Origin of the sequence: Pseudoruegeria sp. HB172150, from assembly GCF_013184805.1 — a bacterium.
GTDB lineage: Bacteria > Pseudomonadota > Alphaproteobacteria > Rhodobacterales > Rhodobacteraceae > Psychromarinibacter.
Map to the genome: position 1 here is coordinate 135,706 of NZ_JAATNG010000004.1, position 26,237 is coordinate 161,942.

The window sequence follows — 26,237 nt, forward strand, 5'->3', positions numbered from 1 at the left end:
CGATTGGCCGGTTCCCGCCAATGGAGAATTTCTGCGGGAACCGGCCGAATTGCGCGCTATTTAGTAGCGATAGTGCTCGGGCTTGAAGGGGCCTTCGGGTTTGACGCCGATGTAAGACGCCTGGTCCGTGGACAGCTCTGTCAGCTTCGCGCCGATCTTGGCGAGGTGCAGCCGCGCGACCTTTTCGTCCAGGTGCTTCGGCAGGACGTAGACCTCGTTCTTGTACTGGTCACCCTTGGTGAACAGTTCGATCTGCGCCAGCGTCTGGTTGGTGAAGGACGCGGACATCACGAAGGATGGGTGCCCGGTGGCGTTGCCTAGGTTCAGCAGACGGCCTTCGGACAGCAGGATGATACGAGAGCCCGAGGGCATCTCGATCATGTCCACCTGGTCCTTGATGTTGGTCCACTTGTGGTTCTTCAGCGCGGCAACCTGGATCTCGTTGTCGAAGTGGCCGATGTTGCCGACGATCGCCATGTCCTTCATCTCGCGCATGTGCTCGATGCGGATGACGTCCTTGTTTCCGGTGGTGGTGATGAAGATGTCGGCGGAGGCCACTTCATCTTCCAGCGTGGTCACCTCGAAACCGTCCATTGCGGCCTGCAGGGCGCAGATCGGATCGACTTCGGTCACCTTAACGCGGGCGCCTGCACCGCGCAGCGAAGCGGCCGAGCCCTTGCCCACATCGCCATAGCCGCAGACCAGGGCGACCTTGCCGGCCATCATCGTGTCGGTGGCGCGGCGGATACCGTCGACCAGCGATTCCTTGCAGCCGTACTTGTTGTCGAATTTCGACTTGGTGACGCTGTCGTTCACGTTGATCGCCGGGAAGGGCAGATGGCCCTTTTCCATCATCTGGTACAGGCGATGCACGCCGGTGGTGGTTTCCTCGGTCACGCCCTGAATCATGTGGCGCTGCTTGGTGAACCAGCCGGGGCTTTCCTTCATGCGCTTCTTGATCTGGGCGAACAGCGCCTCTTCCTCTTCCGAGGTCGGTACTTCGATAAGGTCGGTTTCACCTTCCTCGACCCGCGCGCCCATCAGGACGTAAAGCGTAGCATCGCCGCCGTCGTCGAGGATCATGTTGCAGCCGCCTTCCTCGAAATTGAAGATGCGGTCGCAGTAATCCCAGTATTCCGGCAGCGTCTCGCCCTTGACGGCAAAAACCGGCACGCCCGCGGCGGCGATTGCGGCGGCGGCGTGGTCCTGGGTCGAGAAGATGTTGCACGAGGCCCAGCGCACGTCGGCTCCGAGGGCGACGAGCGTTTCGATCAGAACCGCCGTCTGTATGGTCATGTGCAGCGAACCCGCGATGCGCGCGCCTTTCAGCGGCTTCGATTCGCCATATTCTTCACGCAGGGCCATCAGGCCCGGCATCTCGGTCTCTGCAATGTCTAGTTCCTTGCGGCCAAAGGCTGCAAGGTTGATATCCTTAACAATGTAGTCCTGTGCCATACAGTCGGGCTCCACAAGCAATTCCACGATCGCAGTCGCCTTAGCATCAAGCCTCAGAACCAGCAACGTCCGTTCCCGAACTTACCCCCCGATGGCGTCGTTTACAGGGTCAGTGGCTTGTTCTAGTGGGTGAAAGATGAGCATCGGAAACAGTCCTGATCGGGAGTCGCGCATGGCGTGTACGGATCGCGCTACGATGGCATGCGTGCTGCCGCCGGCCCGCATGGCTGCGGCGTACGCCGCGCGGAGCGCCTGTGACCTCGAGGCAGTGCGTCGCCGGAACGAATGGGCCAGGATCGCATGACGAAAGCGCCGCGCGCCTGGCAGAGGATGCTATCTGGCCGCAGGCTGGACCTGCTTGACCCCACACCGATGGATATCGAGATCGAGGATATCGCCCATGGTCTTGCCTTCGTCGCGCGGTGGAACGGCCAGACGCGGGGCGATTATCCGTACTCGGTGGCCGAGCATTCACTGCTGGTCGAGGAGATCTTTGGCCGGATGCGCCCGGATGCTCCGGCGAAATGGCGGCTGGCGGCGCTGCTTCATGACGGGCCGGAATATGTGATCGGCGACATGATCTCGCCGGTGAAGGCGGCGGTGGGGCCGGAATACGGCGCGCTGGACGAGCGGCTGGCGGCGGCGATCCACCTGCGCTTCGGCCTGCCGGCGGCAATTCCGAAGGCGGTGAAGAAACAGATCAAGCAGGCCGACAAGGTATCCGCCTGGCTGGAGGCGACGCAGCTTGCCGGGTTCTCCGAGGCTGAGGCGACGAAGTTCTTCGGCCGGCAGGCGGCGGAGGTCATCGATGGGCTGCGCCTGCACCTGCGGCCACCGATAGAGGTGCGGGCGGCCTTCACGGCGCGGCACGCCGAGTTGCTGGAGGCGATGGGATGATCCATGTGAGGCGGGCGGGGACGGCGGATGCCGGAGCGATGGCGGAGCTGTTGAACGAGATCATCGCGATCGGGGGGATGACGGCGATCACCGAGCCGGTGGACGGGGCGACGCTGACCGAATGGATGCGGTCCGATGAAAGGTCCATTTGGCACGTGGCGGAGGACGAGGGCGGCGAGGTGCTGGGGTTCCAGTGGGTCGATCCGCATCCGAAAATGGGGCCCGAGGTCGCCCAGATCGCGACCTTCGCCAGGGTCGGGAGGACCGGGCTGGGGATCGGGTCGAAGCTGTTCGAGGCGACGAAGGCGGCGGCGAAACAGGCGGGCTATGGCTGGATCAATGCCGAGATCCGGGCGGACAATCCCAGCGGGCTGACCTATTACCAGAGCCGGGGCTTCGAGGATTACGGGCGGATCGAGGGCTACCGGATGGGCAACGGGCAGGTCGTCGACAAGGTGCTGAAACGCTACGATTTCTGAGGCGTCCCCATGGGGACGGGGGGTCAAGTCATTGATTTCAGGCGTGGTAGCGCTAACCTCTGTATGCGGACAGCCCCGCGCCAGGCCGTCCCCGGCGCGCGGCCGGGGCCAGCAAGCGGCCAACGCGGCGAAGCGCGGCCATCAGCGATCCAAGGCGGCGTTTCCTGCGGGCGCGGCGTGCCTCGCGCTGCCGCAGGCGCCAGGCGATGCGGTGTTCGTACTGCGGGCAGCGTGGCGGTCCGGCAGGGTCCAAGGGACCCGTGCCACGAAGCAGGTCGTGGTTTAGCTGTGTCATAGGGTTTGTCCGGTTGCAGGGTGACGTGATTACGGATTATCTACTGCAAATGCTGCGAAACCCGCAGTCAGGAAAAATGACCTTCTTAAAGCAGAGCTAATAGATGCCGGATATCGACTGGCGCCGCCTTCCGCCGCTTGCCTCGCTTCGGGCCTTCGAGGCCACGGCGCGGCTGGAAACCTTCAGCGCCGCCGCCCGCGCGCTGAACGTGACGCCGGCAGCCGTGGCGCAGCAGGTGCGCGCGCTGGAGGAGGAACTGGGCGTGTCGCTGGTGCGTCGCGCCGGGCGCGGGCTGTCGCTGACGCCGGGCGGCGCGCGGCTGGGAGCGTCGCTGACCGACGCGTTTTCGCAGGTCGCAGGCGCCGTCGAAACGGCGCGCAACGCGGATCGCGAACGCGGGATACGGGTCGCCTCGACCCCGACCTTCGGCAGTATGGTGCTGATGCCCAGGTTGCAGGAATTCTGGCGGGAGCATCCGGGTACCCCGTTGTCGCTGTCGCCAAATGAAAAGATCAGCGACCTGCGGCGCGGCCAGTACGACCTAGCGATCCGCAGCGGCACCGGCGACTGGCCCGACGGGCAGGCGGAACTGCTCTTTGCGTCCCGCTATGTTCTGGTCGGCGCGCCCGGTCTTGTGGGCGATGACCCCGATATCCGGGCGCTGCCGTGGATCGGCCCGGTGTCCGGCCTTGACCATCGGGCGATGGAGTCGCTGGATATCGACCCCGGTAAGGTGACACTGCACGGGTTGGAATCGCAGGCGCTTTTCGTGCCGGCGGCGGTGCAGGGCGTCGGGCTCCTGCTGGCGGCGGAGGCGGTGGTGAGGTCGGAAATCGAGACCGGCCAACTGGTCGAGATTCCGATGCCGGAAACGCCGCCAATGAACCTCTGGATCGTCACCCCGCAAGGCCCGGTCCGTCCCGCCGTTCGCGATTTCATTGACTGGCTGAGAAAGACATTCGGCGACAAGCGCAAGACCGTGGAGTAGGTCGCGATCCCCTGCTTCTTCTGGTCGCAAATATCCTGGGGGGTCTGGGGGGCAAAGCCCCCCGGCCGGTCGGATCGCGAAGCGATCCGAAACCAGCAGCGTTGTCGATTTGACCTGAATCGCGCAACGCTGCCTGAAATCAGAGATTTCAACGCAGTGCGTGATGCGGTCTGTTTCAGGCCAAGATCGAAACGCTTTACCGGAAGAAGCAGCTCGTCCCGGCCCAGAGCAGCTGTAACTCGGCATCCTGGGTACCGTCCGGCAACAGCCCGAATACACCGCCCGTCTCGAATTCCACGCCCAGCGTTGTAGCCTCGAACGGCCCGGCGCCGGATGCTTCCAGCGCGGTCCGGGTCGTGCCCGGCCGCAGCCCGTTGGCGGTGACGATGCCGGCGCCGTCCGCGACCCAGCCGCGGAAGGCGTCCTGCTGGAACAGCAGGTCCAGCCCGTCATACTCGACGATCAGCGTCGGGCCCGCGCCGCATTCCGGGTTGCTCACCTGCGAGGACGGCGCCGCGCCCATCAGCCTCGTCACGGCGGCGAGAGTGCTGTCCCGTGTCCGGCCGAAATCGATCCGCAGCGGGCTGCCCTCGATGGCAAGGCCACTGGCGTCGGGGCGGATCGTGCCGCCGGACGGTGCGGACGGGTCAGGCGTGCCGGAACAGGCCGCCAGCAGCAGTGCGGCGGCGACGAAGAGAAGACGGGCAATCATGGCGTTACCTCGGGCTTCGTTTCGCGAGTATTCGCTGCAGCGTCCGGCGGTGCATGTTCAGCCGCCGCGCAGTTTCAGAGACGTTGCGGTCGCAGAGTTCGTAGACGCGCTGGATGTGTTCCCAGCGCACGCGGTCCGCGCTCATCGGGTTTTCCGGCGGCGGCGGCAGGGTATCGCCCTTTGCCAGCAGCGCGTTGGTGACGTCGTTGGCGTCGGCGGGCTTGGAAAGGTAGTCGGTGGCGCCGATCTTGACCGCGGCGACGGCGGTGGCGATGGCGCCGTAGCCGGTCAGCACAACGATGCGGCTGTCGGGGCGGCGTTCGCGCAGGACCTCGACCACGTCGAGGCCGTTGCCATCCTCGAGCCGCAGGTCGACGACGGCATAGGCGGGCGGGCGGGCGGTGGCGATCGCCTTGCCGCCGGCGACGGAATCCGCCGTCTCTACCTCGAAGCCGCGCTTTTCCATCGCGCGGGCGAGCCGGCGCAGGAACGGCTCGTCGTCATCGACCAGCAGAAGCGACCTGTCGGGTCCCAGTTCCTCCACGTCGCGATCCGGCATATGGCTGTCCTCTCCCGCATTTTCCCGTTTCGGGACATTAAGATGCCCGGAGTCGCGGGTCAATTTGTCTCAGTTCGTGGGGGTATCGGGCGCGGCGTCGATGAAACAGGAGGTCCGGTTTGCGATGTCCTCGGCGGTGTCGTCGCGGTTGAAGAACTCGACAAACCCGGTCTCTGGCAGGACCAGATAGGTCTGGGTCGAGTGGTTCACGAGGTAGTAGTCCGGGTCGCCTTCCTGCTTGGAATAGAAGGTACGGTAGGCCTGCGACGCTGCCTTTACCTGCTCCGGCGTGCCGGTCAGGCCGATCATGTCGTCATGCATCCAGCCGGTCCAGTCCCTGACCACCTCGGGCGTGTCGCGTTCGGGGTCGATGGAGATGAAGACAGGCTGCACGTCATAGCCCTTTTCGATCAGCAGATCGGTCGCCTCGGCGTTGCGGGCGTTGTCCGCGGGGCAGATATCGGGGCAGAAGGTGTAGCCGAAATAGATCAGGCTGGGCTTGGTGATGACGTCCCTGTCGGTCACCGTCTCGCCATCGCCGTTGACCAGGGTGAACGGCCCGCCGATCTGGCCCGCGCCGCCGGCGACCGCACTTTCGCGGCAGGGGGCAAAGGGATCGTCGGAGCTGGGCCGCATCATCGTCGCCCAGAACGTTCCGCCCAGCAGCCCGGCCAGGGCAACCGCCCCCAGGATCGCGTAGGTCTTCACCGTCATGTCGCCCCGCCTCATACGTTGATCGCTGCCGCCGCGCGGCTTAACAAGGATTTACGGCACGATCTAGGGGCGCCGATGTCCGATCCCAACCCCGGCCTGCTGGCCACGGAAATCCGCAACCGCTGGGTCCGCCTGCGGACCCTGGTGGTATTGCGCTGGATCGCCATCGCGGGCCAGCTTGCCGCGATCATCGTCGGGCAGCGGTTTTTTCACCTGAGTCTGGAGCTTGGCTGGTGTTTCGTCGCCATCGGCGCGGCCGTCATCGCCAATCTGGTGATGATCTACATCTACCCCGAGAACAAGCGGCTGAGCGAAGGCGAAGTGACGGCGATGCTGCTGTTCGACCTCGCGCAGTTGTGTTTCCTGCTGTTCCTGACCGGCGGGCTGAACAACCCCTTCGCGCTGCTGGTTCTGGTGCCGGTGACGATTTCCGCGACGGCGCTGAACCTGCGCGCGACGATGCTGCTGGGCGCGGTGGCGATCGTGCTGATCTCTGTCGTCGGCTGGGTGCATCTGCCGCTGCGCACGGCGGAAGGGTTCGTCATGCGGATGCCGCTGGTGTTCCTGTTCGGGATGTGGGTGGCGATCACGACGGGGATCGTGTTCATCGCGGTCTATGCGCGCTGGGTGACGTCGGAGATCCATTCGATGTCCGAGGCGCTGCTGGCGACGCAGATGGCACTGGCGCGGGAGCAGAAGCTGACGGATCTGGGCGGCGTGGTGGCGGCGGCGGCGCATGAGCTGGGCACGCCGCTGGCGACGATCAAGCTGGTGAGCCGCGAGCTGGCGGAGGAGCTGGAGGACCGGCCGGAGCTGAAGGAGGACGCGGAGCTGATCAGCGGGCAGGCGGACCGCTGCCGCGATATCCTGCGGTCGATGGGGCGGGCGGGGAAGGACGACCTGCACATGCGGCACGCGCCGCTGGGCGAGGTGATCCGCGAGGCGGCGGAGCCGCACCGGAAGCGCGGCAAGGAGCTGGTGATCGACCTGGCGCCGGGCGAGGGCGGCGAGCTGGCGCAGCCGCAGATCGCGCGGCGGCCGGAGATCATCCACGGGCTGCGGAACCTGATCCAGAACGCGGTGGATTTCGCGGAAACCACGGTGTGGATCGACGCGGTCTGGACCGACAGCGCCATCGAGCTGCGGATCATCGACGACGGCCGCGGGTTCCCGCCGCACCTGCTGGGCCGGATCGGGGACCCGTTCGTGCGCAACAGGCGGGGGGCGGACGAGGACCGCGCGCGGCGGCCGGAATACGAGGGGATGGGGCTGGGGCTGTTCATCGCCAAGACGCTGCTGGAACGGTCGGGCGCCGAATTGAGCTTTGCGAATGGCCGCGACCCCCTGATGCCGCGCGGCGGGCCCGGAACGCGGTCCGGTGCGATCGTCGAACTGGTCTGGCCCCGCCAGCGTATTTCCCCGGCTGAAGAGGCCAGCGAAGGCGGGCTTGGTGAAAACCAGCCAATCCAGGTTTGATGCAAATACTATTCAACAATTACATTACGATACGTAACCCGAATTGACGATTTTGGCTTAACTATATTTTAACATTTGCTTGAATAGCGTGCCGGTGGGACAAGGGTAGCACTGGACGTAATAATGGAACTCGCGGGCCTCGTTCAGGCGGCGGTACTGGTATTCACGGCATTTCTGACGGCGGCCGCCGCATTATTTGCGGTTCATTCAAGTATTGGGCGGCGCAACAGAAACGGAGCCTGTTGCAGGCCCGAGGTCGCCTTTCTTTTCGATGGTAATTCACTGGTCGACGCAACCCCGGCCGGCCGGCGTCTGCTGCAATACGCGGGCGGGCGGGGCTGCGACATGACCCGACTCGTGGCCTTCCTGGCGCCGCGGTTTCCCGGTCTCTCCGCGCGCGTCCGCGCCTGCGGAGAAGAGGACCGCATGCTCTTGCTGTCCGCCGATTCACGTACACGGCTGGAGCTGAAGACGACGGGCGGGCGGCTTCGGATTTCGCTGCAGGATATTGTCGAGGATCATTCGGATCACCCTGACTGGCACAGCCTGAACGCGCTTGTGGCCGAGCTGGAGCTGCATCGCTCTGTGTCGGAACATGTTCCCGTGGCAATCTGGCGGCAGGAGCCGGATGGCCGCGTCGTCTGGGGCAACGCCGCATACTGGTCGCTGGCCGAACGGATGGAAACGGTGGCGGACCTCTCCCCCGGGCAGTTTCCGCAGGTGTTCAAGGACCTGACAAACACGCTGGTTGCGTCCGAGAGTGCGCACCGGCTGCAATTGAAACTGCCGGGTGAATCGGAGAGGCTGTGGTTCGAGGTATCCGCCTGTACCCTGGGCGCCGACAGCGTATTCACCGCCGTGCCGGCCGATACCGTCATCTCGGCTGAACGCAAACTGCGCGAATTCACGCAGACCCTGACCCAGACCTTTGCGCATCTCAGCGTCGGGCTCGCGATTTTTGACCGCAAGCGGCAACTGACGCTGTTCAATCCGGCACTGGGCGATCTGTTGGGATTCGACGCGGAATTCCTGGTGGCGCGGCCGAACCTGATGCGGTTCCTCGACCAGCTGCGCGAGCGTCACATGATGCCGGAGCCGAAGGACTACAAGACCTGGCGGCAGCAGATGTCCGACCTGGAGGCCGCGGCGGCGGAGCGCAGCCATTCCGAAACCTGGCCATTGCCCGACGGGCGCACCTTTCGCATCACCGGCCGGCCCCATCCTGACGGCGCCGTCGCCTTCCTGTTCGAGGATATCAGCGCCGAGATCACACTAAGCCGCGAGTTCCGGGTCGAGCTGGAGACGGGGCAGGCGGTCATCGACACGATGGACGAGGCGATCGCCGTGTTCTCGGCGGACGGGCGCATGACTTTTGCCAACCGCGCCTATGCGCGGCTGTGGAATCTGGAGAACGAGAGCAAGACGGACATAGTGACGTTCATAGACGCGTCGCGCCGCTGGCAGCAGGCGTGCATGCCGTCGCCCGTCTGGGGCGATGCGCGCGACTTCGCCTCGGAAATGTCGGGCCGCACGACCTGGCATGCAGAAGTCCGGCTGGCGAACGGCCGCAAGGTCGCCTGCCGCTTCGAACCATTGCCGGGCGGCGGCACCATGGCGGGTTTCACCCAGGCTCAGCTGCAGTTGTTCAAGGCAAATGGCACCGACCAGGGCGATGCGGTCACCACGGCGGTCGGTCACGTATGAGCCGGTGACTCTGCGGTATTCCGCAGCGTAATTTCTGATTGGGCGGCCATACGCCTGCCTTTATTTTGCGCCAGCAATCCTATATCAGCCCGGACACCCCACTCCGGAGACCAAACCGATGACCGCGCCGTCCGCACCGATCACGCAGGATGTCCTGACGATTCCGCGCAAGGAAACTGCGTCGGAACGGCGGAATCTCGTCGGTCTGACCCGCGAGAAGTTGCGTGACGCCCTGATCGAGGCGGGAACGCCCGAGAAGCAGGCGAAGATGCGGGTCGATCAGCTGTGGCAGTGGATCTACCAGAAGGGCGTGCGCGACTTCGACTCGATGACCAACCTGGCGAAGGCCTATCGCGCCACACTGGCGGAGGCGTTCGAGATCGTCGTACCAGAGGTGGTGCAGCGTCATGTATCGGCGGATGGCACGCGGAAATACCTGGTGCGGATCGCCGGCGGCCACGAGGTGGAAACCGTCTATATCCCCGAGGACAGCCGCGGCACCCTGTGCATTTCGAGCCAGGTCGGCTGTACCCTGACATGCAGCTTCTGCCACACCGGCACCCAGAAACTGGTGCGCAACCTGACCGCCGGAGAGATCGTCGGCCAGATCATGCTGGCCCGCGACGACCTTGGCGAATGGCCCGAGCCGGGGCGCGCCCCGAAGGACGAGACGCGGCTGATTTCCAACATCGTGCTGATGGGGATGGGCGAACCGCTATACAACTTCGAGGCGGTGCGCGACGCGATGAAGATCGCGATGGATGGCGAAGGTATTTCCCTTTCGCGCCGGCGCATTACGTTGTCCACGAGCGGCGTGGTGCCCGAGATCGCGCGCACGGCCGAGGAAATCGGCTGTATGCTCGCAGTATCGTTCCACGCGACTACGGATGACGTGCGGGACAAGCTGGTGCCGATCAACAGGAAGTGGAACATCGTCGAACTGCTGGACGCCTTGCGCGCCTATCCGAAGCTGTCGAATTCGGAGCGGATCACCTTTGAATACGTGATGCTGAAAGGGATCAACGACAGCGACGCGGATGCGCGGCGGCTGGTGAAGCTGATCCGCGGCATTCCGGCCAAGATCAACCTGATCCCGTTCAACGAATGGCCCGGCGCGCCTTATGAACGGTCTGACTGGGAGCGGATCGAGGCGTTCGCCGACATCGTCTACAAGGCGGGCTATGCCTCGCCTGTCCGGACTCCGAGGGGAGAGGACATCATGGCTGCCTGCGGGCAGCTGAAATCAGCAACGGAACGCGGCCGCAAGAGTCGCGCACAAATCGCTGCGGAGGCAGGCGCAGCTGGAGCAGGAGCCTGAAACCTTGACCAAGCTAGTACGACCGATTGCCGCCCTTATTGTGTTCATTACGCTGGCTTTGCCGGTGCAGGCCGCGTGCTCACGCCCCGGCGGATCCGAAGCCGCCGCGCAGCAGGTCGTCGCGGAGACGAATGCGCTGCGGCGCCAGAAGGGCCTGCCGCCGCTGCGGATCTCGCCCGCGCTGATGAAGGCGGCGCAGGATCAGGCCTGCCACATGGCCGCGACGAAGAACATGACCCATACCGGACAGAACGGATCGTCCATCGCCGACCGCGTGAATGGCGTCGGCTATCGCTGGACCTTCGTGGCCGAGAACGTGGCCTTTGGCCAGCGTTCCGCGGGGCAGGTGATGGAAAGCTGGGCCAAATCCTCCGGCCACCGCCGCAACATGCTGAGCGGCGCGCGCGAGATCGGCGTGGCGCTGGCAGTCAATGGCGGCCGTCCGTACTGGGCGATGGTGCTGGCGTCGCCTCTGTAAGGCTATTGCCGCGCGCCGCCGGGCGCGGCGCGCGGATCTTCCCAATTGTCGATGGCTTCGATGGCCTCTTCCGCCGTTTCGACGAAGCGGAAGAGCTGCAGGTCGCTTTCCGCGATGGTGCCCGCTTCGGCCAGCGCCTGCCAGTTCACGATCTTCTCCCAGAACGCCCGCCCGAACAGCAGCAGCGGGATCGGGTCCATCTTTTTCGTCTGGATCAGGCAGAGCGTCTCGAACAGTTCGTCCATCGTGCCGAAGCCGCCGGGGAAGATGCAGACCGCTTTGGCGCGCAGGAGGAAGTGCATCTTGCGGATCGCGAAGTAGTGGAAGTTGAAGCACAGGTCTGGGGTGACGTAGCTGTTCGGCGCCTGCTCGTGCGGGAGGACGATGTTGAGGCCGATGGAGACGCCGCCGGCCTCTTCGGCGCCGCGATTGCCGGCCTCCATCACGCCGGGGCCGCCTCCGGTGACGATGACGTTCTCGCGCCCGCCTGCGCCGCATTGCCCGCGCTCGGTCATCAGGCGGGAGAACTTGCGCGCTTCCTCGTAGTATATGGACAGGTCGGCCAGCGTCTCGGTCCGCGCCTCGGCCCTGCGGGAGGGTTCGGGCACGCGGGCGCCGCCGAACAGGACGATGGTGGATTCGACGCCGTATTCTGACAGCAGCAGTTCCGGCTTCATCAGTTCGAGCTGCAGCCGCACGGGGCGCAGTTCGTCCCGGCACAGGAAATCGTCATCCTCGAAGGCCAGCCGGTAGGCCGGGGCGCGGGTCTGCGGCGTATCAGGGGTCTGCCGCGCGTTTTCCCTGTCCTGATGTGCGTCGGGGAACCTGTGCTTGCCGAAATCCTTCATCGCTGCCTCCTGCCTTGCATTGCACCGCCTACATCGAGCCTCTATAGCCACAACCCGACAAAGACCCAACGGAATGCGGAGCGCCCCGATGTCCAACGCCCAGCTTGAAACCGCCATCGAAGCCGCCTGGGAGGCGCGCGATACGATCACCCCCGCGACCACGGGCGAGACCCGCGAGGCCATCGAGGACACGCTGAACGCGCTGGATTCCGGCGAGCTGCGGGTGGCGGAAAGGCAGGCGGACGGCAACTGGCAGGTCAACCAGTGGGCCAAGAAGGCCGTGCTGCTGGGCTTTCGCATCAAGGACATGGAACAGCAGGACGGCGGCCCGCAGGGCGGCGGCTGGTGGGACAAGGTCGACTCGAAGTTCAAGGGCTGGGGCGACAACCAGTGGAAGGCCGCGGGCTTCCGCGCCGTGCCGAACTGCGTCGTTCGCAAGTCGGCCTATATCGCGCCCGGCGTCGTGCTGATGCCGTCCTTCGTGAACCTCGGCGCTTATGTCGACAGCGGCACGATGGTGGACACCTGGGCCACGGTCGGATCCTGCGCGCAGATCGGCAAGGGCGTGCACCTGTCCGGCGGCGTGGGCATCGGCGGCGTGCTGGAACCGCTGCAGGCGGGCCCGGTCATCATCGAGGATAACTGCTTTATCGGCGCCCGGTCCGAAGTGGTCGAAGGCGTGATCGTCCGCGAGGGAGCGGTCCTGGGGATGGGCGTGTTCCTTGGCCAGTCGACCAAGATTCTGGATCGCGAGACCGGCGAGGTCATGTATGGTGAGGTACCGCCCTATTCGGTGGTCGTCGCGGGCTCGATGCCGTCGAAGGGCGGCGTGCATCTGTACTGCGCGGTGATCGTGAAGCGGGTGGACGAGAAGACAAGGTCGAAGACCGGGATCAACGAACTGCTTCGGGACTAGGAGGGTGCCATGGGACTGGGACTGATCGGATCCATCATTGTCGGCGGGCTGGCCGGCTGGATCGCCAGCATAATCATGAAGGCGAACACCGGGATCATCGTGAACATCATTCTTGGGATCGTGGGCGCCTTCGTCCTGAACCTGATCCTGAACCTTCTCGGCTTTTACGCCGAGAACGCCCTTGTCCCGCAGCTGATCGTCGGTCTGCTCGGCGCCTGCCTGCTGATCTGGGGCTACAGGCAGATGAACAAGTAGAAGGGACCGTCCTGCCGGGACGGCCCGCCACGGCGTATCGCGGAACAAAACGCGGTTGCCCGGCGTTTCCTTTGCGTCAGCCCGCCGGGAAGCGGGCATTCGTAACGAGAGGGAGACGTCATGACCGGCATCGGCTGGCTGGCTGCCATCATTATCGGCGGCATCGCGGGGTGGCTCGCGGAACAATTCATGAAATCGAACATGGGCATCCTGATGAACATCATCCTCGGCATCGTCGGGGCGATCGTTCTGAACGCCATTCTTATGGCGATCGTCGGCGGAACGCTCGGCGGCTGGATCGGACAGCTGATCATCGGCTTCATCGGGGCCTGCCTGCTGATCTGGATCGCACGGATGATCCGGCGCACGACCTGACGCGCCCTGCTGGCGTTTGAATTCCGGCCCGTCGCTGCCTGCGGCGGGCCTTTTCTTTGCGGTCAAAGCGCTGGTGCGGCCCGGATACGGGTGGTATCGGGCGGCCATGAAAAAGGAAAAGAAACCGCAACAGGTCTACACCCTGCTGGTCGAGGTCGGCCGCAAGGCCGGTGACGGGCTGCCAGATGGATCAACGGGCGCGGCGCTTATGTGCTACGCCTCTGGCGTGGACGAGGCGGAGGCGGTGCGCGAGACGGTGGCTATCCTGAAGCAGGCGGACATGAACCCGCTGGACGTGACGGGTTACGGAACGCTGGAGGAGCGGCTGGAGGAAGGCCACGAGATTTCCGACGAGGAACGCGGGCTGATGGACCGGGCGCTGCAGGAAAACTCGGTGATCGTGGCGCAGATGACGCCGTTCTACGACAAGGAGGGCGAGGCGTGAGCGCGGTCTTCCTGGATCTCGACGGGACGCTGACCGATCCGAAGCCGGGGATCACCGGGTCTGCCGCCTATGCGCTGAAGGCTGTCGGCCTGCCGGAGCAGGACCCGGAAGAGCTGACCTGGATGATCGGGCCGGCGCTGATCGACAGTTTCGCCAAGCTTGGCGCCGCGGACCCGGCGGCGGCGCTGGCCGCTTATCGAGAAGCCTATTCCGGCGGCGGCATGTTCGATTGCGCGGTCTATGACGGGATAGCGGAGGCTCTGGCGGCGCTGCGGGCCGCCGGGCACCGGCTGTTCCTGGCGACCGCAAAGCCGCATGTCTACGCGGTGCAGATCACCGAACGGTTCGGGCTGGACGGGTATCTGGAGGCGCAGTTCGGGCCGGAGATGGACGGCACCCGGAACGACAAGGCAGAGTTGCTGGTACATGCGCTGGGCCAGACCGGAGTGATGGCGGAGACGGCCGTGATGGTGGGCGACCGGGTGCACGACATCGTGGCCGGGCAGAAGAACGGGATGGCGACGGTGGGTGTCCGCTGGGGCTATGGTACGGATGACGAACTGGACCAGGCGGATGCGATCTGCGAGGCGCCTTCGGATCTGCCGCGCGTCATCGAAACGCTGCTGTCGGGGCGCGCCGCCGGATAGCGGCGGCGCCTAGGCGCAGAGGTTCGCGACCAGCACGCTTGCCTCGTAGGGCTCCAGCACCGTTCCGGCGATTTCCTCGTGTACCGGAAGGCGGCCCGCCGGGATGCCGGCGAAGAGCGAGCAGGTCTGCCGCGCGGGCTGCCGGGCGAGATCGCCCAGATACAGGCTTTCCGCCCAGCCGCCGGCCACGTTCACGCAGTCATGGTGATCGAGGACCATCTGGTAGTAGCGGGCGGTCGCGCCGGACCCGGCATGCGCCGGTCCGATCATCGGGCCGAGGTGTCGCGCCTCGACCAGCGCATTCTCGTTTCCAAACAGGTATTCCGTGTCGGTGCCGTTGACCCGGATCCGGTGATGCGGCGCGACACAGAGATCGGTGCGCAGTCCGAGGAAGGGCGCGCGCAGGCGGACGGGGCGGAAGCTGCCGGTGGCAGGCATTTCATGCGACACCAGATGACGGATCGGCTGGGCGCCGTTGCGGGCGGTCAGAACCTCGTCGCCTTCCGCAAGATCCTCGATGCGGCGGGGGCCGTCGGGGGTGCCGATCCAGCTGCCTTCAAGGAAGCCGGGCATCGGGCCGGAGGGTTCGATCCGGTCGGACACGGCGAAGAGCGACACGGCCGGGTCGATGAAGGCCTGCCCGTTGACGAGATCGTGGATGTCCTCGCCCAGCAGCGGCTGCGGTTCCTCGAAGAACGCATGGACGGCGGTGCCGGAGGTGGTGTTTTCCGCGGTCAGCACGCCGCGCCGCGCGGGTGCGTCCCAGGAATAGGTCAGGCGCAGGGTATCGTGCGAGGTGGTGCGCGGCTTTTTCAGGATCGCCTGGGTGATCGTGTCGGCCTGCCGGTGCTCGACGGAGATATGCGCGTTCTTCGCCAGCGTCACCGAGAAGCGGCGGAACCAGCCGTTGGTGCGCTCCATCTCGATCATGTTCAGCTTCTGCGGCCGGTCGCCGTAAAGCTGGACCTCGATCATCACGCTGCCGCGCGTGATCAGGTCATCGAGGTCCTTGCCCTGCGGTGCGCGCAGGCAGTGGCGGCCGTCCGAGATTGCAAGCCAGGTCATGCGGCGACTCCTTCGATCAGGACGCGCGCCTCGTACCCCTTCAGCGTCCGGCGCGCGGCGGGGCCGTAGCCTTCGCCGGTGGTCGGGTCGAGCTGGGGGAACAGCGCGCGGATTTCGTTGAGCACATCGGGTTCGAACAGCCCGCTGGTCTGCGGGCCGGGCAGGAAGCTTTCGCTGGGCAGCCCTTCGGAGATCACCACCTGATGCGCGTCGAACAGCAGGTGGACGTAGTCGACGGTGCCGCCTTCTACCCGGGTGACGGTGCGGCCGTTCAGCAGGTGAAGGGCGGGCACGAGCACCTCGCCCTCGCCGAAGAGAAGCTCGGCCATCGTGTCGCGGATCAGGATGCGGTGCTGCGGCGAGACCATCAGGGTGCGATGGGTGCCGAAGGTGTGGGCGGCGATGCGGATCGGGGCGAATTTGCCAATGGCGGCGACACGGCGCCTGCCGATCCAGCGCAGGGGCTGCGGGCCGTTGTCCTGGGTCAGGACAAGGTCGCCGGGGCGCAGGGTTTCTGCCGGAACCTCGCCCGCGGGCGTGCGGATCAGCGTGCCGGCGACGAAGCAGGGCACCGTGCTGACGGTGACGTAGCCGGTGTCGGTATGGCCCAGGTCGTCGGCGATCGCGTAGGTGAAATTCGCGATCTCCTCGTCGCTGTCGACGTGGATCGTGAAGGTGCCGTCGGCGTTCAGGGTCACTTCCTGCCCGTTCGGCAGCGTGACCTGATCGCCCGCATTTACCGCGACCCCGTTGATGTGGGTGACGTGAAGCGTGCCGCCGGTGGAGCTGTGATCGTTCGCCAGAACGTCGATGGTCTTGCTTTCGCCGGGGTCGATGCGGACCTCGTCCTCGTTGGCGATCAGGACGGTCTGCACGCTGTTGCCGGCGATCAGAAGGTTGGAGTCGTAGTTCGCGTCCGACACGTCGGCGATGCCGATGCGGATCGAGTTCACCACGCCCGCGTTGACCGGGATGGTCAGAGTCATGGTGACGGTGAACCCGTCCATCTCGGTATTGTACTGGTCGGACGTGTTGTCGTTGTAGAGGTTGATATTGTTGATCTGGTTGACGTTTCCGACGCTGGTGGAGCCGTCGCCCACGGTGATCTGCGCCGGTACGCCGTTGATCCAGACGCCGACCGCGTCGTTGTAGATGGAGTTGGCGTATTCGGGATATTCGTCGGAGGAGAAGACGAACTGCATCGTCAGGGTGTCGCCCTGCGGGATGAAGTCGGCCTCGATCCAGGCGGCGTCGTAGGTGTTGGTGCCGACGAGGTCGTTGAAGTCGTCGTCGTTGTTAACGCCGTTCGACGAGGTTGTCTGGTTTGTATCCTGGTTCGACTGACCGCGGCTGTTGGTGAATCCGCTGGCCTGTCCGGTGGACAGGATCACGCCTGTGTCGGAGGGCGTCGCGTCGGGCGAGATGCTGTCGCCATTCGAATAGATGCCAGAAGAACGGTCGTCGCCGGTATAGGTCGCAGCGACAACTTCCACGCCGTCGCCGAAGATGGCCTCGGCCATCTCCATCGCGGACGCGTTGGTGTCGATGGGCAACGTGCGTGCTCTGACCATCCCGACTCTCCTGCCTCGAAGAGGCTGGACGGCACCCACGAGTCCCAGCGCCGCGCCTGAACGCAACGCCGATCACCATTCCCGCAAGCTGACTGCCCGTGCCGCTTGTGCGGCGTTCTACTGCCTCTTTTACTGGTGTTTTGCCCAAGCGCGGCCCGTCTTGGCGAGGAAAATCCGGCGGGCGGCGCGTATCGGGGCGCGTCGTGAGTCGAAATGGTCACAGGTGTTTCCGCTGCGCGTCCGATTGCGCGCGGCGGGGCGGGATAGTAGCAATCCTGGAATCGAAGGAGCCCTTGCATGACCGACCCCGTCGATCCCGTCGACCTGACCGCCCGCCTGATCCGCTGCCCGTCCGTGACGCCAGAGGAAGGTGGCGCACTGCGGCTGCTGGAGGCGGAGCTGACCTCTGCAGGTTTCCAGTGCTGGCGCCTGGACCGGGGCGAAGTGTCGAACTTGTACGCGCGCTGGGGCGCGAAGGGGAACGTGAGGACCTTCGGGTTCAACGGGCACACCGACGTCGTGCCGGTGGGGGACGAGGCAGCCTGGACACGTGATCCGTTCGGCGGCGCGGTGGAAGATGGCATCCTGTGGGGGCGTGGGGCGACGGACATGAAATCCGGCGTGGCGGCCTTCGCCGCGGCGGCGATGGATTTCGTGCGCGAGACGCCGCCCGAGGGCGCGGTGGTGCTTGCGATCACCGGCGACGAGGAAGGCGACGCGGTGGACGGGACGACGGCGCTGCTGGACTGGATGGCGGAGCAGGGCGAGCGGATGTCGGTCTGCGTGGTCGGAGAGCCGACCTGCCCAGAGAATATGGGCGAGATGATCAAGATCGGGCGGCGCGGGTCGATGTCGGCCTTCTTCGTGGCGAAGGGCGTGCAGGGGCATTCGGCCTATCCGCACCGGGCAAAGAACCCGGTCTCGGCCATGGCGCGGTTGTGCGACAGACTGGCGTCGCACGAGCTGGACTCGGGGACGGAGTTTTTTGACGCCACGACGCTGGCGGTGACCACGATCGACACCGGCAACCCGGCCAATAACGTGATCCCGGCGGCCTGCCGGGCGACGGTGAACATCCGTTTCAACGATGCGCATGACTCGGATGGCCTGGCAGCATGGCTGCGGGCGACGGCGGATCAGGTCACGGCGGAGACCGGGGTGGAATTCGCGGTGACCGTGAAGGTGTCGGGCGAGAGCTTTCTGACGCCGCCGGGGGACCTGTCGGCGCTGGTGGCGGGCGTGGTCGAGGCAGAGACGGGTATCGCGCCGGAGCTGTCGACCACGGGAGGGACCTCGGACGCGCGGTTCATCAAGGATCACTGCCCGGTGGTGGAATTCGGGCTGGTCGGGAAGACAATGCACAAGGTGGACGAGAACGTGCCGGTGGAGCAGATCGTTCAACTGAAGGGCATATACCGCAAGATCCTTGAGGCATATTTTGCCTGACCGCCCGGGTCGGGGCTGATGCGCCGCAGGCCTACGCTTGTCATCATGGTGAAGGAGCCGCGGCCGGGGCGGGTGAAGACCCGTCTGGGGCGCGGGATCGGCATGGTCGCGGCGGCCTGGTGGTTCCGGCGGCAAAGCCTGTCGCTGATCCGGCGGCTGCAGGACCCGCGCTGGCGGCTGGTGCTGGCGGTTTCCCCGGATGCCGAGGGGATGGCCAGCCGGGTCTGGCCCGCGCATCTGCCGCGCGTTCCGCAGGGGGCGGGCGACCTGGGAGACCGGATGGCGCGGCTGCTGCGGTCGATGCCGCCGGGACCGGTGGCGGTGATCGGGGCGGATATTCCAGGGATCACGACGGCGCATATCGCCGGGGCCTTTCGGCTGATACAGCGCCATGATGCGGTCTTTGGACCGGCAGAGGATGGCGGCTACTGGCTTGTCGGGCTGAAGCGGACGGCGGCGGTGCCAGCGGGGATCTTCGGCGATGTCCGATGGTCCACGGAACATGCGCTGGCGGACAGCGTTGCCTCGCTTGAAGGCATCCGCATCGGTTACGCGGCGGTGCTTCGCGACGTGGACGAGGCCGCTGACCTTTCCGCATGACGTCCGGCGCGCTCCGTGATACCGCAAACGCATGAGCAGCCTTCCCACGAAACAGCAGATACTCGACTGGATTTCGGCGCATCCGACGCAGACCTCGAAGCGCGATATCGCGCGTGCCTTCGGCATCAAGGGGCAGCAGCGGATCGACCTGAAGCGGATGCTGAAGGAGCTGGAATCCGAGGGACATCTGGAGAAGCGGCGCAAGACCTACCGCGACCCTGACAAGCTGCCACCCGTCTCGGTGCTGGAGGTGCAGGCGCCGGATGCCGATGGCGACCTGTTCGCGAAACCGCTGGAATGGCAGGGCGACGGGCCGGAACCGAAGATCCTGCTGATGCCGCGCGCCTCCGATCCGGCGATGGGCGGCGGCGACCGTATCCTTGCCCGGCTGACCGAGGTGAAGGGCGAAGGCCACGCCTACGAAGCGCGGCTGATCCGCAAGATCGGATCGAACCCGCGCCGGGTGCTGGGCATTTTCCGCAAGGGCGCCGAGGGCGGCCGCATCGTGCCCATCGACAAGGGCAGCGACAAGGAATGGCGGGTGAACGCGGGCGCCACCCACGGCGCCAAGGACGGCGAACTGGTCGAGGCAGAAAGTGCAGGGCCGCGCGGGCGCATGGGCCTGCCGATGGCGCGCATCGTGACACGGCTGGGCGATCCGACGGCGCCGAGGGCGGTGTCGCTGATCGCGATCCATCAGCACGGCATACCCGACGATTTCCCGGACGACGCCATTGCCGAAGCGGATCGCGCGAAGCCCGAGGGTCTTGGCAAACGCGAGGATCTGCGCGACCTGCCGCTGGTCACCATCGACCCGGCCGATGCGCGCGACCACGACGATGCGGTCCATGCCCGTGCCGACGAGGACCCGAAGAACGCGGGCGGCTTCCGCGTCTGGGTCGCCATCGCGGATGTCGCGGCCTACGTGACGCCCGGTTCCGCGCTGGACCGCGAGGCGCGGAAGCGCGGCAACTCCACCTATTTCCCCGATCGGGTGGTGCCGATGCTGCCCGACCGCTTGTCCGGCGACCTGTGTTCGCTGCACGAGGGCGTGCCGCGCGCCTGCATCGCCGTCGAAATGGTGCTGAACGCCGCCGGCGAGAAGATCCGCCACCGGTTTACCCGCGGGCTGATGAAATCCGTGGCCTCGCTGAATTACGGCGAGGTGCAGGCCGCGCGCGACGGGACGCCGAACGAAAAATGCGAGCCGCTGATGGACGATGTCATCGGTCCGCTCTACGCCGCCTACGAGGCCGCCGCGAAGGCGCGCGAGGCACGGCAGCCGCTGGACCTGGACCTGCCGGAGCGGCGGATCGAGCTGACCGAGGAGGGGCAGGTGAAATCCGTGGCCTTCCGCGACCGGCTGGATGCGCACAGGCTGATCGAGGAATTCATGATCCTCGCCAATGTCGCCGCCGCCGAGGAGCTGTTCGCGCGCCGCCGCCCGCTGCTGTATCGCGTGCACGAAGAGCCGGACCCGATGCGGCTGGATGCGCTGCGCGAGGTGGCGCAGGCCAGCGGGTTCAACCTTGCGAAGGGGCAGGTGCTGCATACGCGGCACCTGAACACGCTGCTGGACCAGGCCGAGGGCACCGAGTTCGACGAGCTGATCAACATGTCGACCCTGCGCTCGATGCAGCAGGCCTATTACGCGCCGGAGAACTTCGGGCATTTCGGGCTGGCGCTGAAGGCCTACGCGCATTTCACCTCGCCGATCCGGCGCTATGCCGACCTGATCGTGCACCGGGCGCAGATCACCGGGCATAGCTGGGGCAAAGACGGTCTGAGCCCCGAGGATATCGACCATCTGGAGCAGACGGCGGAGCATATCTCGGAAACCGAGCGCCGCTCGATGGCCGCCGAGCGCGACACCAACGACCGGTATCTTGCGGCCTATCTCGCCGACCGCGTCGGCAACGAGTTCGCCGGCCGCATTTCCGGGATCCAGCGCTTCGGCGCCTTCGTGCGGCTGGACGAGACCGGCGCCGACGGGCTGATCCCGATCCGCACGATGGGGCGCGAGTTCTTCCATTACGACGGACAGGCGCAGACGCTTATGGGCGCAGACAGCGGGCTGGTGCTGGGGGTCGGCGACGAGGTGACGGTGCGCCTGACCGAGGCCGAGCCGGTGAGCGGCGGGCTGATGCTGGAACTGCTGGAGGTGCGCGGCAACGCGATGCCGCGCGGGCCGCAGCCCGGCCGGTCGAAGCTCAAGCGGCCTAAAGCGGTGCGGGCGAAACGGAAGGGCGAGAAGACCGCCCGCAAGGTGCGCCGGACCCGCCGTTAGCAACCTCTTGCCCATTTGTCAGATCTCCGGTTCCACCGTCGATTCGGGGCTGATACACTGTGCGCGACCTGGGGGAGGACGAAAGGACGATGAATGCGCATCCCGCATTGCGTGATCATGGCCTGCGCCCTCTGGGCAGTGCCTGTTGTGGTTTCGGCCGACCCGCTCGGCCCGGCGGTATCGCGGCTGCCTGAGCCGCGGCCCGTGATTGAGCTCGTGGCGGCCACCCGCAATCCCCCCGACGCCGTCAGCTTTCCGGCCTGGATCGAGGAATTCCGCAAGCGCGCCCTGGCGCTGGGCATCCGGGCGGATGTCTACGACACGGCGATGCGCGGCATCGTCTTCAATGCCAAGGTGGTGGAGCGCGACCGGCATCAGGCGGAGTTCACCAAGCAGATCTGGGAATACCTGGATACCGCGGTGTCCGACCTGCGGGTGACGAACGGGCGCGCGGCGGTGCGCGACAACGGCAAATTGCTGGATGGGATCGAGGCGCGCTATGGCGTCGAGAAAGAGATCGTCGCGGCGATCTGGGGGCTGGAAACGGCCTATGGCACTTTCCTTGGCGACACGCCGATCGTCGCCGCGATGGCGTCGCTTGCCTATGACGCGCGCCGCGCGGATTTCTTCGAGGAACAGCTGATCGCGGCGCTGAAGATCATCCAGTCAGGCGACGTGGACAGCGCGCACATGGTCGGCAGCTGGGCCGGCGCGATGGGGCATACGCAGTTCATGCCCGGCTCCTACCTCGCGCACGCGGTGGACTATACCGGCGACGGCAGGCGCAACATCTGGGGCGACGACCCGTCGGATGCGCTGGCCTCGACGGCGGCCTACCTGCAGCACCACGGCTGGAAGAAGGGCCAGCCCTGGGGGATCGAGGTGAAGCTGCCGGACGGGTTCGACTATGCCGAGACCAGCGAGCGGATCAAGAAGCCGGCGGGCTACTGGAACGGGCTGGGCGTGCGCGATCTGCAGGGGCGCGAATTGCCCTCGAACGGGCCGACCTCGGTGCTGCTGCCTGCGGGCCACAAGGGCGCGGCCTTTGTGATCTACGAGAATTTCCACGTTCTGGAGAAATATAACACGGCGGACGCCTACGTGATCGGCGTCGGCCACCTCGCCGACCGCATCGCCGGCGGCCCGGCCATCGCGGCCAGCTGGCCACGCGGCGACCGCGCCCTGTCCTTTGACGAAAAACAGGAACTGCAGCGGCGTCTGCTGGCCGAAGGCTTCGACCCGGACGGGGTGGACGGGATCATCGGCCCGAACACCATCGCCGCGGTGAAGGCGTTCCAGGCCTCGGTCGGCATGGTGCCCGACGGCTATGCCTCGCTGGAGATCCTGACGCGGCTCAGATGAGCGCTTCCGCGCACGCCGATTTTCGCCCGTGGCGGCGCGACGTGTCTGCCCGGCGTGGCAATGCTTGCGGGTTCGGGAGCCTCCGGCGGAAGTATTTCTGACCAGAAGAAGCATGGTCCAGCCCCCCACTCCGTTGCCGGTAGCGGGGGGCCTTCTCCTGGTACGGTCATCGGCGCTTCCGCCTGTACCGCCGGGTCAGCCTGTCCGATTTTGGTTAATAGTCCGTTGCTTCTTCTGGTCGAAAATACTTCCGCCGGAGGCAAAAAGTTCTTTTGGCCCGCCGTAGCCGCCTCACGCGAAGTGCCGCGCGTTGCGGGGGTGCCAGTGCATCGGCACTGATTTTGCGCGCTTGCCGGGCAGGGGGACCACGACATGCGCCTGTGGTGTCAGGCGGTCGCGCAGCAGCGCCAGCGGGTGCGCGCGCAGGCTGAGGCGCATGGCGACGAAATCCTCGACCACCTGTTCGCCAAGGGTCATGTCGGGCAGGAACACCTGCGGCTCGACGATCCCCTCGCCGTCGAGGTCGCCCCTGAACAGAGGCAGGTCCTCTGCCTCGGGCAGGGCGCGCGCGTTCCAGAGGGCGTGGCGGCGGGGCAGCGAGAGGCTGGCGAAGGCGTCGGCCTCTGCCAGCTTGCGGATCATCTTCGGCGCCAGCCCGGCACGGCGGCGGATATCCTCGACCGAGCGGTAGCCGTTGCCGCGGGCGGCCATCAGCCAGTCGCCGTCCTCCTCGGACATGCCGTTTATCTGGCGGAAGCCCAGCCGCAGGGCCAGCTCGTTCTCGTCGGTCAGCTCTACCGTGTTGTCCCAGTTGCTGGCGTTGATGTCGACGGGGCGCACCTCCACCCCGTGCTCGCGGGCGTCGCGGACGATCTGGGCCGGCGCGTAGAAGCCCATCGGCTGCGCGTTCAGCAGGGCACAGGCGAAGATCGCCGGGTGGTGGTATTTCAGCCAGGCGGAGGCGTAGACCAGCAGCGCGAAGCTTGCGGCGTGGGATTCCGGGAAACCGTAGGAGCCGAAGCCCTCGATCTGGGAAAAGCAGCGCTGGGCGAAGTCCTCGTCATAGCCGTTCCCCCGCATGCCGTTCAGGAAGCGGGCGCGGAAATCCGACACGTTGCCGTGCTTCTTGAAGGTGGCGAGCGACCGGCGCAGGCGGTCGGCCTCTTCCGGGGTGAAGCCGGCGCCGGTGATCGCGATCTGCATCGCCTGTTCCTGGAACAGCGGCACGCCCAGCGTCTTGCTGAGCACCTTGCCCAGCTCGTCGGAGGGGAATTTCACCTGCTCCTCGCCGTTGCGGCGGCGGATATAGGGGTGGACCATGTCGCCCTGGATCGGGCCGGGGCGGATGATCGCCACCTCGATCACCAGATCGTAGAAGGTGCGCGGCTTCATCCGCGGCAGGAAGTTCATCTGCGCCCGGCTTTCCACCTGGAAGACGCCCAGCGAATCCGCCCTGCAGAGCATGTCGTAGACCTGCGGATCGTCGGAGGGGATGCCGGCGAGATCGTAGGTGACCTGGTGATGGTCGCGGATCAGGTCGAAGGCCTTGCGGATGCAGGTCAGCATCCCCAGTGCCAGCACGTCGACCTTGAGGATCCCCAGCGCGTCGATGTCGTCCTTGTCCCAGGGGATGACGGTGCGGTTTTCCATCGTCGCGTTCTCGATCGGGCAGAGTTCGTCGAGCCGTCCCTCGGTCATGATGAAGCCGCCGACATGCTGGCTGAGGTGCCGGGGGAAGCCGATGATCTCGTAGATCAGCGCCATGGTCTGCTGCAGGCGCAGGTCCTGCGGGTCCAGCCCGATCTCGCGCATGCGGTGCGCCTCCAGCCCCTTTGCCGAGAAGAAGCCCCAGAGCTGGGAGGAGAGCGCCGAGATCGTGTCCTCGGTCAGGCCCATTGCGCGGCCGACCTCGCGGATGGCGCGCTTGCCGCGATAGTGGATCACAGTGGCGCAGAGCCCGGCGCGGTGACGGCCGTAGCGTTCGTAGATGTGCTGGATCACCTCTTCGCGGCGCTCATGCTCGAAATCGACGTCGATATCGGGGGGCTCGTCGCGGGCCTCGGATACGAAGCGTTCGAAGACCATGGTGCCGACCTCGGGCGAGACCGAGGTGACGCCAAGGCAATAGCAGGTGACCGAATTCGCCGCCGAGCCGCGCCCCTGGCAGAGGATGTTGCGGGAGCGGGCGTAGTGCACGACGTCGCGGACGGTCAGGAAATAGGGTTCGTATTTCAACCTGGCGATCAGGTCGAGTTCGTGCTGCAGCAGCGCCCGCACCTTTTCCGGCGCACCGTTGGGATAGCGCCAGTCCAGCCCCTCCCAGGCGAGGCGCGACAGGCGCTCGGAGGGGGCCTCGCCCTCGGCGATCTCGGACGGGTATTCGTAGCGGAGCTGGGCAAGGTCGAAGCCGCAGCGTCCGGCGACCTCTGCGCTGCGGTGGACGGCGTCCTCGTGGCCTTCGAAAAGGATCAGCATCTCTTCTTCCGAGCGCAGGCGCTGCTCGGAATTGGCCAGCGCGGCACGGCCAAGCTGATCAACGCGCACGCCTTCGCGGATCGCGGTCAGCACGTCGGTCAGCTTGCGCCTTTGCCCGTGATGCATCACCGGTGCGCCGGAGGCGACGGTGGGCAGACCGAGATCGGCGGCCAGCGCGGCAAGCCGGTCGAAGCGCGCGCCGTCCTGGCCGTCGTAGAGCGGCGCCATCAGCAGGGAGACCTGTCCGGGGAAGCTGCGCGCCAGCCGTGCCGCCCGTGACTGCCAGTCGCCCGCGCCGCCCTTTGCCGTGGGCGCCCCTGGCGGGTGGAGCAGCATCTCCTGCCCCTCCGCCCATGCCATCAGGTCGTTGAAGTTTAGCAGGCAATTGCCCTTTTCCGCCGTGAGACGGCCCTTGGAGATCAGGCGGGACAGCCGCCCCCAGGCGGCGCGGTCGCGGGGCAGGACGGTCACGGTAAACCCGTCCTCCAGCACGATGCGGGCGGCGGGGATCAGACGCGGGACGGTGTCGATGGGAGCCGAGGGCGGTTTCGGGATATGCGCCGGGCGCGGCGGGCCGATGAGGCCTGCCTCCTGCCGCAGGCGGACGTCGCGGGCGATTTCCTTCATTTTGGTATGGGCGCGGACGATGCCGGCGACGGAATTCACATCGGCGACGGCCAGCGCCGGGATGCCGAGGATGGCGGCGCGGCTCATGTATTCCTCGGGGTGCGAACCGCCGGTGAGGAAGGTGAAATTCGAGGTTATGTCGAGTTCCGCAAAGGGCATGCGGAGAGTATATTCACGTTTTGTTCTCGTGTGGAGTCGAACGTTTCGTCAGCGGATCAAATCCGTCTTTCTTAAGTGAAACGG

The 26,237-nt window shown here is 65.9% G+C and carries 24 protein-coding genes; 16 read left to right on the forward strand and 8 right to left on the reverse strand.

What is annotated here, in order from left to right; all coding sequences use genetic code 11:
* Positions 1-60 precede the first annotated feature (60 nt).
* Positions 61-1,455: an adenosylhomocysteinase gene (gene ahcY / locus HCO70_RS17505; protein ID WP_172298545.1), complete on the reverse strand. Its 1,395-nt coding sequence runs from the start codon at positions 1,453-1,455 to the stop codon at positions 61-63.
* Positions 1,456-1,755: 300 nt separating this feature from the next.
* On the opposite strand from ahcY, the gene HCO70_RS17510 reads away from it, so the two are divergent.
* The 3 genes from HCO70_RS17510 to HCO70_RS17520 all read left to right on the forward strand — a co-directional run bounded on the left by HCO70_RS17510 (position 1,756) and on the right by HCO70_RS17520 (position 4,114).
* Positions 1,756-2,352 carry an HD domain-containing protein gene (locus tag HCO70_RS17510; protein ID WP_172298547.1) on the forward strand — a complete coding sequence of 199 codons (597 nt, stop codon included), beginning with the start codon at positions 1,756-1,758 and terminating at the stop codon, positions 2,350-2,352.
* Positions 2,349-2,831, forward strand: coding sequence for a GNAT family N-acetyltransferase (locus tag HCO70_RS17515; protein WP_172298549.1), 483 nt, complete (start codon positions 2,349-2,351; stop codon positions 2,829-2,831). Before HCO70_RS17510 ends, HCO70_RS17515 begins: the two co-directional genes overlap by 4 nt.
* Positions 2,832-3,229: 398 nt before the next feature.
* A complete protein-coding gene (locus HCO70_RS17520) occupies positions 3,230-4,114 on the forward strand; it encodes a LysR substrate-binding domain-containing protein (protein WP_172298551.1) in 885 nt (294 codons plus the stop codon).
* Positions 4,115-4,310: 196 nt separating this feature from the next.
* On the opposite strand, the gene HCO70_RS17525 is transcribed toward HCO70_RS17520, so the two are convergent.
* The 3 genes from HCO70_RS17525 to HCO70_RS17535 form a co-directional block, all read right to left on the reverse strand.
* A complete protein-coding gene (locus HCO70_RS17525; protein WP_172298553.1) occupies positions 4,311-4,826 on the reverse strand; it encodes a hypothetical protein in 516 nt (171 codons plus the stop codon).
* A 4-nt stretch (positions 4,827-4,830) separates the two neighbouring features.
* Positions 4,831-5,385 (reverse strand): ActR/PrrA/RegA family redox response regulator transcription factor, encoded by a 555-nt coding sequence (locus HCO70_RS17530; protein WP_172298555.1) that lies wholly within the window; start codon positions 5,383-5,385, stop codon positions 4,831-4,833.
* Positions 5,386-5,454: 69 nt separating this feature from the next.
* Complete coding sequence (locus HCO70_RS17535; protein ID WP_172298557.1) at positions 5,455-6,099, reverse strand: SCO family protein; 645 nt, start codon at positions 6,097-6,099, stop codon at positions 5,455-5,457.
* A 75-nt stretch (positions 6,100-6,174) separates the two neighbouring features.
* Between HCO70_RS17535 and regB the strand changes: the two genes are divergently transcribed.
* The 4 genes from regB (at position 6,175) to HCO70_RS17555 (ending at position 11,075) form a co-directional block, all read left to right on the forward strand.
* Complete coding sequence (gene regB / locus HCO70_RS17540) at positions 6,175-7,575, forward strand: sensor histidine kinase RegB (protein WP_172298559.1); 1,401 nt, start codon at positions 6,175-6,177, stop codon at positions 7,573-7,575.
* Positions 7,576-7,920: 345 nt separating this feature from the next.
* The gene (locus HCO70_RS17545) at positions 7,921-9,279 is read left to right on the forward strand and encodes a PAS-domain containing protein (RefSeq protein ID WP_172298561.1); all 1,359 of its coding nucleotides are present in this window, start codon (positions 7,921-7,923) and stop codon (positions 9,277-9,279) included.
* A gap of 118 nt (positions 9,280-9,397) precedes the next feature.
* The gene (rlmN, locus tag HCO70_RS17550) at positions 9,398-10,597 is read left to right on the forward strand and encodes a 23S rRNA (adenine(2503)-C(2))-methyltransferase RlmN (RefSeq protein ID WP_172298563.1); all 1,200 of its coding nucleotides are present in this window, start codon (positions 9,398-9,400) and stop codon (positions 10,595-10,597) included.
* Between the two features lie 4 nt (positions 10,598-10,601).
* The gene (locus HCO70_RS17555) at positions 10,602-11,075 is read left to right on the forward strand and encodes a CAP domain-containing protein (protein WP_172298565.1); all 474 of its coding nucleotides are present in this window, start codon (positions 10,602-10,604) and stop codon (positions 11,073-11,075) included.
* A gap of 2 nt (positions 11,076-11,077) precedes the next feature.
* On the opposite strand, the gene HCO70_RS17560 is transcribed toward HCO70_RS17555, so the two are convergent.
* Positions 11,078-11,923, reverse strand: coding sequence for a TIGR00730 family Rossman fold protein (locus tag HCO70_RS17560; protein ID WP_172298567.1), 846 nt, complete (start codon positions 11,921-11,923; stop codon positions 11,078-11,080).
* Between the two features lie 88 nt (positions 11,924-12,011).
* On the opposite strand from HCO70_RS17560, the gene dapD reads away from it, so the two are divergent.
* The 5 genes from dapD (at position 12,012) to HCO70_RS17585 (ending at position 14,561) form a co-directional block, all read left to right on the forward strand.
* Entirely contained in the window at positions 12,012-12,839 is an 828-nt protein-coding gene (gene dapD, locus HCO70_RS17565) for a 2,3,4,5-tetrahydropyridine-2,6-dicarboxylate N-succinyltransferase (protein ID WP_172298569.1), read from the forward strand.
* 9 nt (positions 12,840-12,848) lie between these two features.
* On the forward strand, positions 12,849-13,094 hold the full coding sequence (locus HCO70_RS17570; protein WP_172298571.1) for a GlsB/YeaQ/YmgE family stress response membrane protein: 246 nt from the start codon (positions 12,849-12,851) through the stop codon (positions 13,092-13,094).
* A gap of 120 nt (positions 13,095-13,214) precedes the next feature.
* A complete protein-coding gene (locus tag HCO70_RS17575) occupies positions 13,215-13,469 on the forward strand; it encodes a GlsB/YeaQ/YmgE family stress response membrane protein (protein WP_172298573.1) in 255 nt (84 codons plus the stop codon).
* 106 nt (positions 13,470-13,575) lie between these two features.
* Positions 13,576-13,914 (forward strand): hypothetical protein, encoded by a 339-nt coding sequence (locus tag HCO70_RS17580; protein WP_172298575.1) that lies wholly within the window; start codon positions 13,576-13,578, stop codon positions 13,912-13,914.
* Positions 13,911-14,561: an HAD hydrolase-like protein gene (locus HCO70_RS17585; protein WP_172298577.1), complete on the forward strand. Its 651-nt coding sequence runs from the start codon at positions 13,911-13,913 to the stop codon at positions 14,559-14,561. Before HCO70_RS17580 ends, HCO70_RS17585 begins: the two co-directional genes overlap by 4 nt.
* Positions 14,562-14,570: 9 nt before the next feature.
* On the opposite strand, the gene HCO70_RS17590 is transcribed toward HCO70_RS17585, so the two are convergent.
* Together HCO70_RS17590 and HCO70_RS17595 are read right to left on the reverse strand one after the other, a co-directional pair.
* Positions 14,571-15,626 (reverse strand): Hint domain-containing protein, encoded by a 1,056-nt coding sequence (locus HCO70_RS17590; RefSeq protein WP_172298579.1) that lies wholly within the window; start codon positions 15,624-15,626, stop codon positions 14,571-14,573.
* Positions 15,623-17,197, reverse strand: coding sequence for a Hint domain-containing protein (locus tag HCO70_RS17595; protein ID WP_172298581.1), 1,575 nt, complete (start codon positions 17,195-17,197; stop codon positions 15,623-15,625). Before HCO70_RS17595 ends, HCO70_RS17590 begins: the two co-directional genes overlap by 4 nt.
* Before the next feature lie 297 nt (positions 17,198-17,494).
* Here HCO70_RS17595 and dapE point away from each other — a divergent pair, with 297 nt between their 5' ends.
* The 4 genes from dapE to HCO70_RS17615 all read left to right on the forward strand — a co-directional run bounded on the left by dapE (position 17,495) and on the right by HCO70_RS17615 (position 22,892).
* Positions 17,495-18,643 (forward strand): succinyl-diaminopimelate desuccinylase, encoded by a 1,149-nt coding sequence (dapE, locus tag HCO70_RS17600; RefSeq protein ID WP_172298583.1) that lies wholly within the window; start codon positions 17,495-17,497, stop codon positions 18,641-18,643.
* Positions 18,644-18,661: 18 nt separating this feature from the next.
* Positions 18,662-19,243 carry a TIGR04282 family arsenosugar biosynthesis glycosyltransferase gene (locus tag HCO70_RS17605; RefSeq protein WP_172298585.1) on the forward strand — a complete coding sequence of 194 codons (582 nt, stop codon included), beginning with the start codon at positions 18,662-18,664 and terminating at the stop codon, positions 19,241-19,243.
* Between the two features lie 31 nt (positions 19,244-19,274).
* Complete coding sequence (gene rnr / locus HCO70_RS17610) at positions 19,275-21,530, forward strand: ribonuclease R (protein WP_172298587.1); 2,256 nt, start codon at positions 19,275-19,277, stop codon at positions 21,528-21,530.
* A gap of 93 nt (positions 21,531-21,623) precedes the next feature.
* Complete coding sequence (locus HCO70_RS17615) at positions 21,624-22,892, forward strand: lytic murein transglycosylase (protein ID WP_253913354.1); 1,269 nt, start codon at positions 21,624-21,626, stop codon at positions 22,890-22,892.
* A 291-nt stretch (positions 22,893-23,183) separates the two neighbouring features.
* Here HCO70_RS17615 and HCO70_RS17620 read toward each other — a convergent pair whose 3' ends face one another.
* Complete coding sequence (locus tag HCO70_RS17620; protein WP_172298589.1) at positions 23,184-26,153, reverse strand: error-prone DNA polymerase; 2,970 nt, start codon at positions 26,151-26,153, stop codon at positions 23,184-23,186.
* Positions 26,154-26,237: the final 84 nt, after the last annotated feature.

Coding starts and splice junctions, on each gene's coding strand:
- ahcY (WP_172298545.1), bottom strand. CDS start 1,455: ATGGCACAGGACTACATTGTTAAGGATATCAACCTTGCAGCCTTTGGC.
- HCO70_RS17510 (WP_172298547.1), top strand. CDS start 1,756: ATGACGAAAGCGCCGCGCGCCTGGCAGAGGATGCTATCTGGCCGCAGG.
- HCO70_RS17515 (WP_172298549.1), top strand. CDS start 2,349: ATGATCCATGTGAGGCGGGCGGGGACGGCGGATGCCGGAGCGATGGCG.
- HCO70_RS17520 (WP_172298551.1), top strand. CDS start 3,230: ATGCCGGATATCGACTGGCGCCGCCTTCCGCCGCTTGCCTCGCTTCGG.
- HCO70_RS17525 (WP_172298553.1), bottom strand. CDS start 4,826: ATGATTGCCCGTCTTCTCTTCGTCGCCGCCGCACTGCTGCTGGCGGCC.
- HCO70_RS17530 (WP_172298555.1), bottom strand. CDS start 5,385: ATGCCGGATCGCGACGTGGAGGAACTGGGACCCGACAGGTCGCTTCTG.
- HCO70_RS17535 (WP_172298557.1), bottom strand. CDS start 6,099: ATGACGGTGAAGACCTACGCGATCCTGGGGGCGGTTGCCCTGGCCGGG.
- regB (WP_172298559.1), top strand. CDS start 6,175: ATGTCCGATCCCAACCCCGGCCTGCTGGCCACGGAAATCCGCAACCGC.
- HCO70_RS17545 (WP_172298561.1), top strand. CDS start 7,921: ATGACCCGACTCGTGGCCTTCCTGGCGCCGCGGTTTCCCGGTCTCTCC.
- rlmN (WP_172298563.1), top strand. CDS start 9,398: ATGACCGCGCCGTCCGCACCGATCACGCAGGATGTCCTGACGATTCCG.
- HCO70_RS17560 (WP_172298567.1), bottom strand. CDS start 11,923: ATGAAGGATTTCGGCAAGCACAGGTTCCCCGACGCACATCAGGACAGG.
- dapD (WP_172298569.1), top strand. CDS start 12,012: ATGTCCAACGCCCAGCTTGAAACCGCCATCGAAGCCGCCTGGGAGGCG.
- HCO70_RS17570 (WP_172298571.1), top strand. CDS start 12,849: ATGGGACTGGGACTGATCGGATCCATCATTGTCGGCGGGCTGGCCGGC.
- HCO70_RS17575 (WP_172298573.1), top strand. CDS start 13,215: ATGACCGGCATCGGCTGGCTGGCTGCCATCATTATCGGCGGCATCGCG.
- HCO70_RS17580 (WP_172298575.1), top strand. CDS start 13,576: ATGAAAAAGGAAAAGAAACCGCAACAGGTCTACACCCTGCTGGTCGAG.
- HCO70_RS17590 (WP_172298579.1), bottom strand. CDS start 15,626: ATGACCTGGCTTGCAATCTCGGACGGCCGCCACTGCCTGCGCGCACCG.
- HCO70_RS17595 (WP_172298581.1), bottom strand. CDS start 17,197: ATGGTCAGAGCACGCACGTTGCCCATCGACACCAACGCGTCCGCGATG.
- dapE (WP_172298583.1), top strand. CDS start 17,495: ATGACCGACCCCGTCGATCCCGTCGACCTGACCGCCCGCCTGATCCGC.
- HCO70_RS17605 (WP_172298585.1), top strand. CDS start 18,662: ATGCGCCGCAGGCCTACGCTTGTCATCATGGTGAAGGAGCCGCGGCCG.
- rnr (WP_172298587.1), top strand. CDS start 19,275: ATGAGCAGCCTTCCCACGAAACAGCAGATACTCGACTGGATTTCGGCG.
- HCO70_RS17615 (WP_253913354.1), top strand. CDS start 21,624: ATGCGCATCCCGCATTGCGTGATCATGGCCTGCGCCCTCTGGGCAGTG.
- HCO70_RS17620 (WP_172298589.1), bottom strand. CDS start 26,153: ATGCCCTTTGCGGAACTCGACATAACCTCGAATTTCACCTTCCTCACC.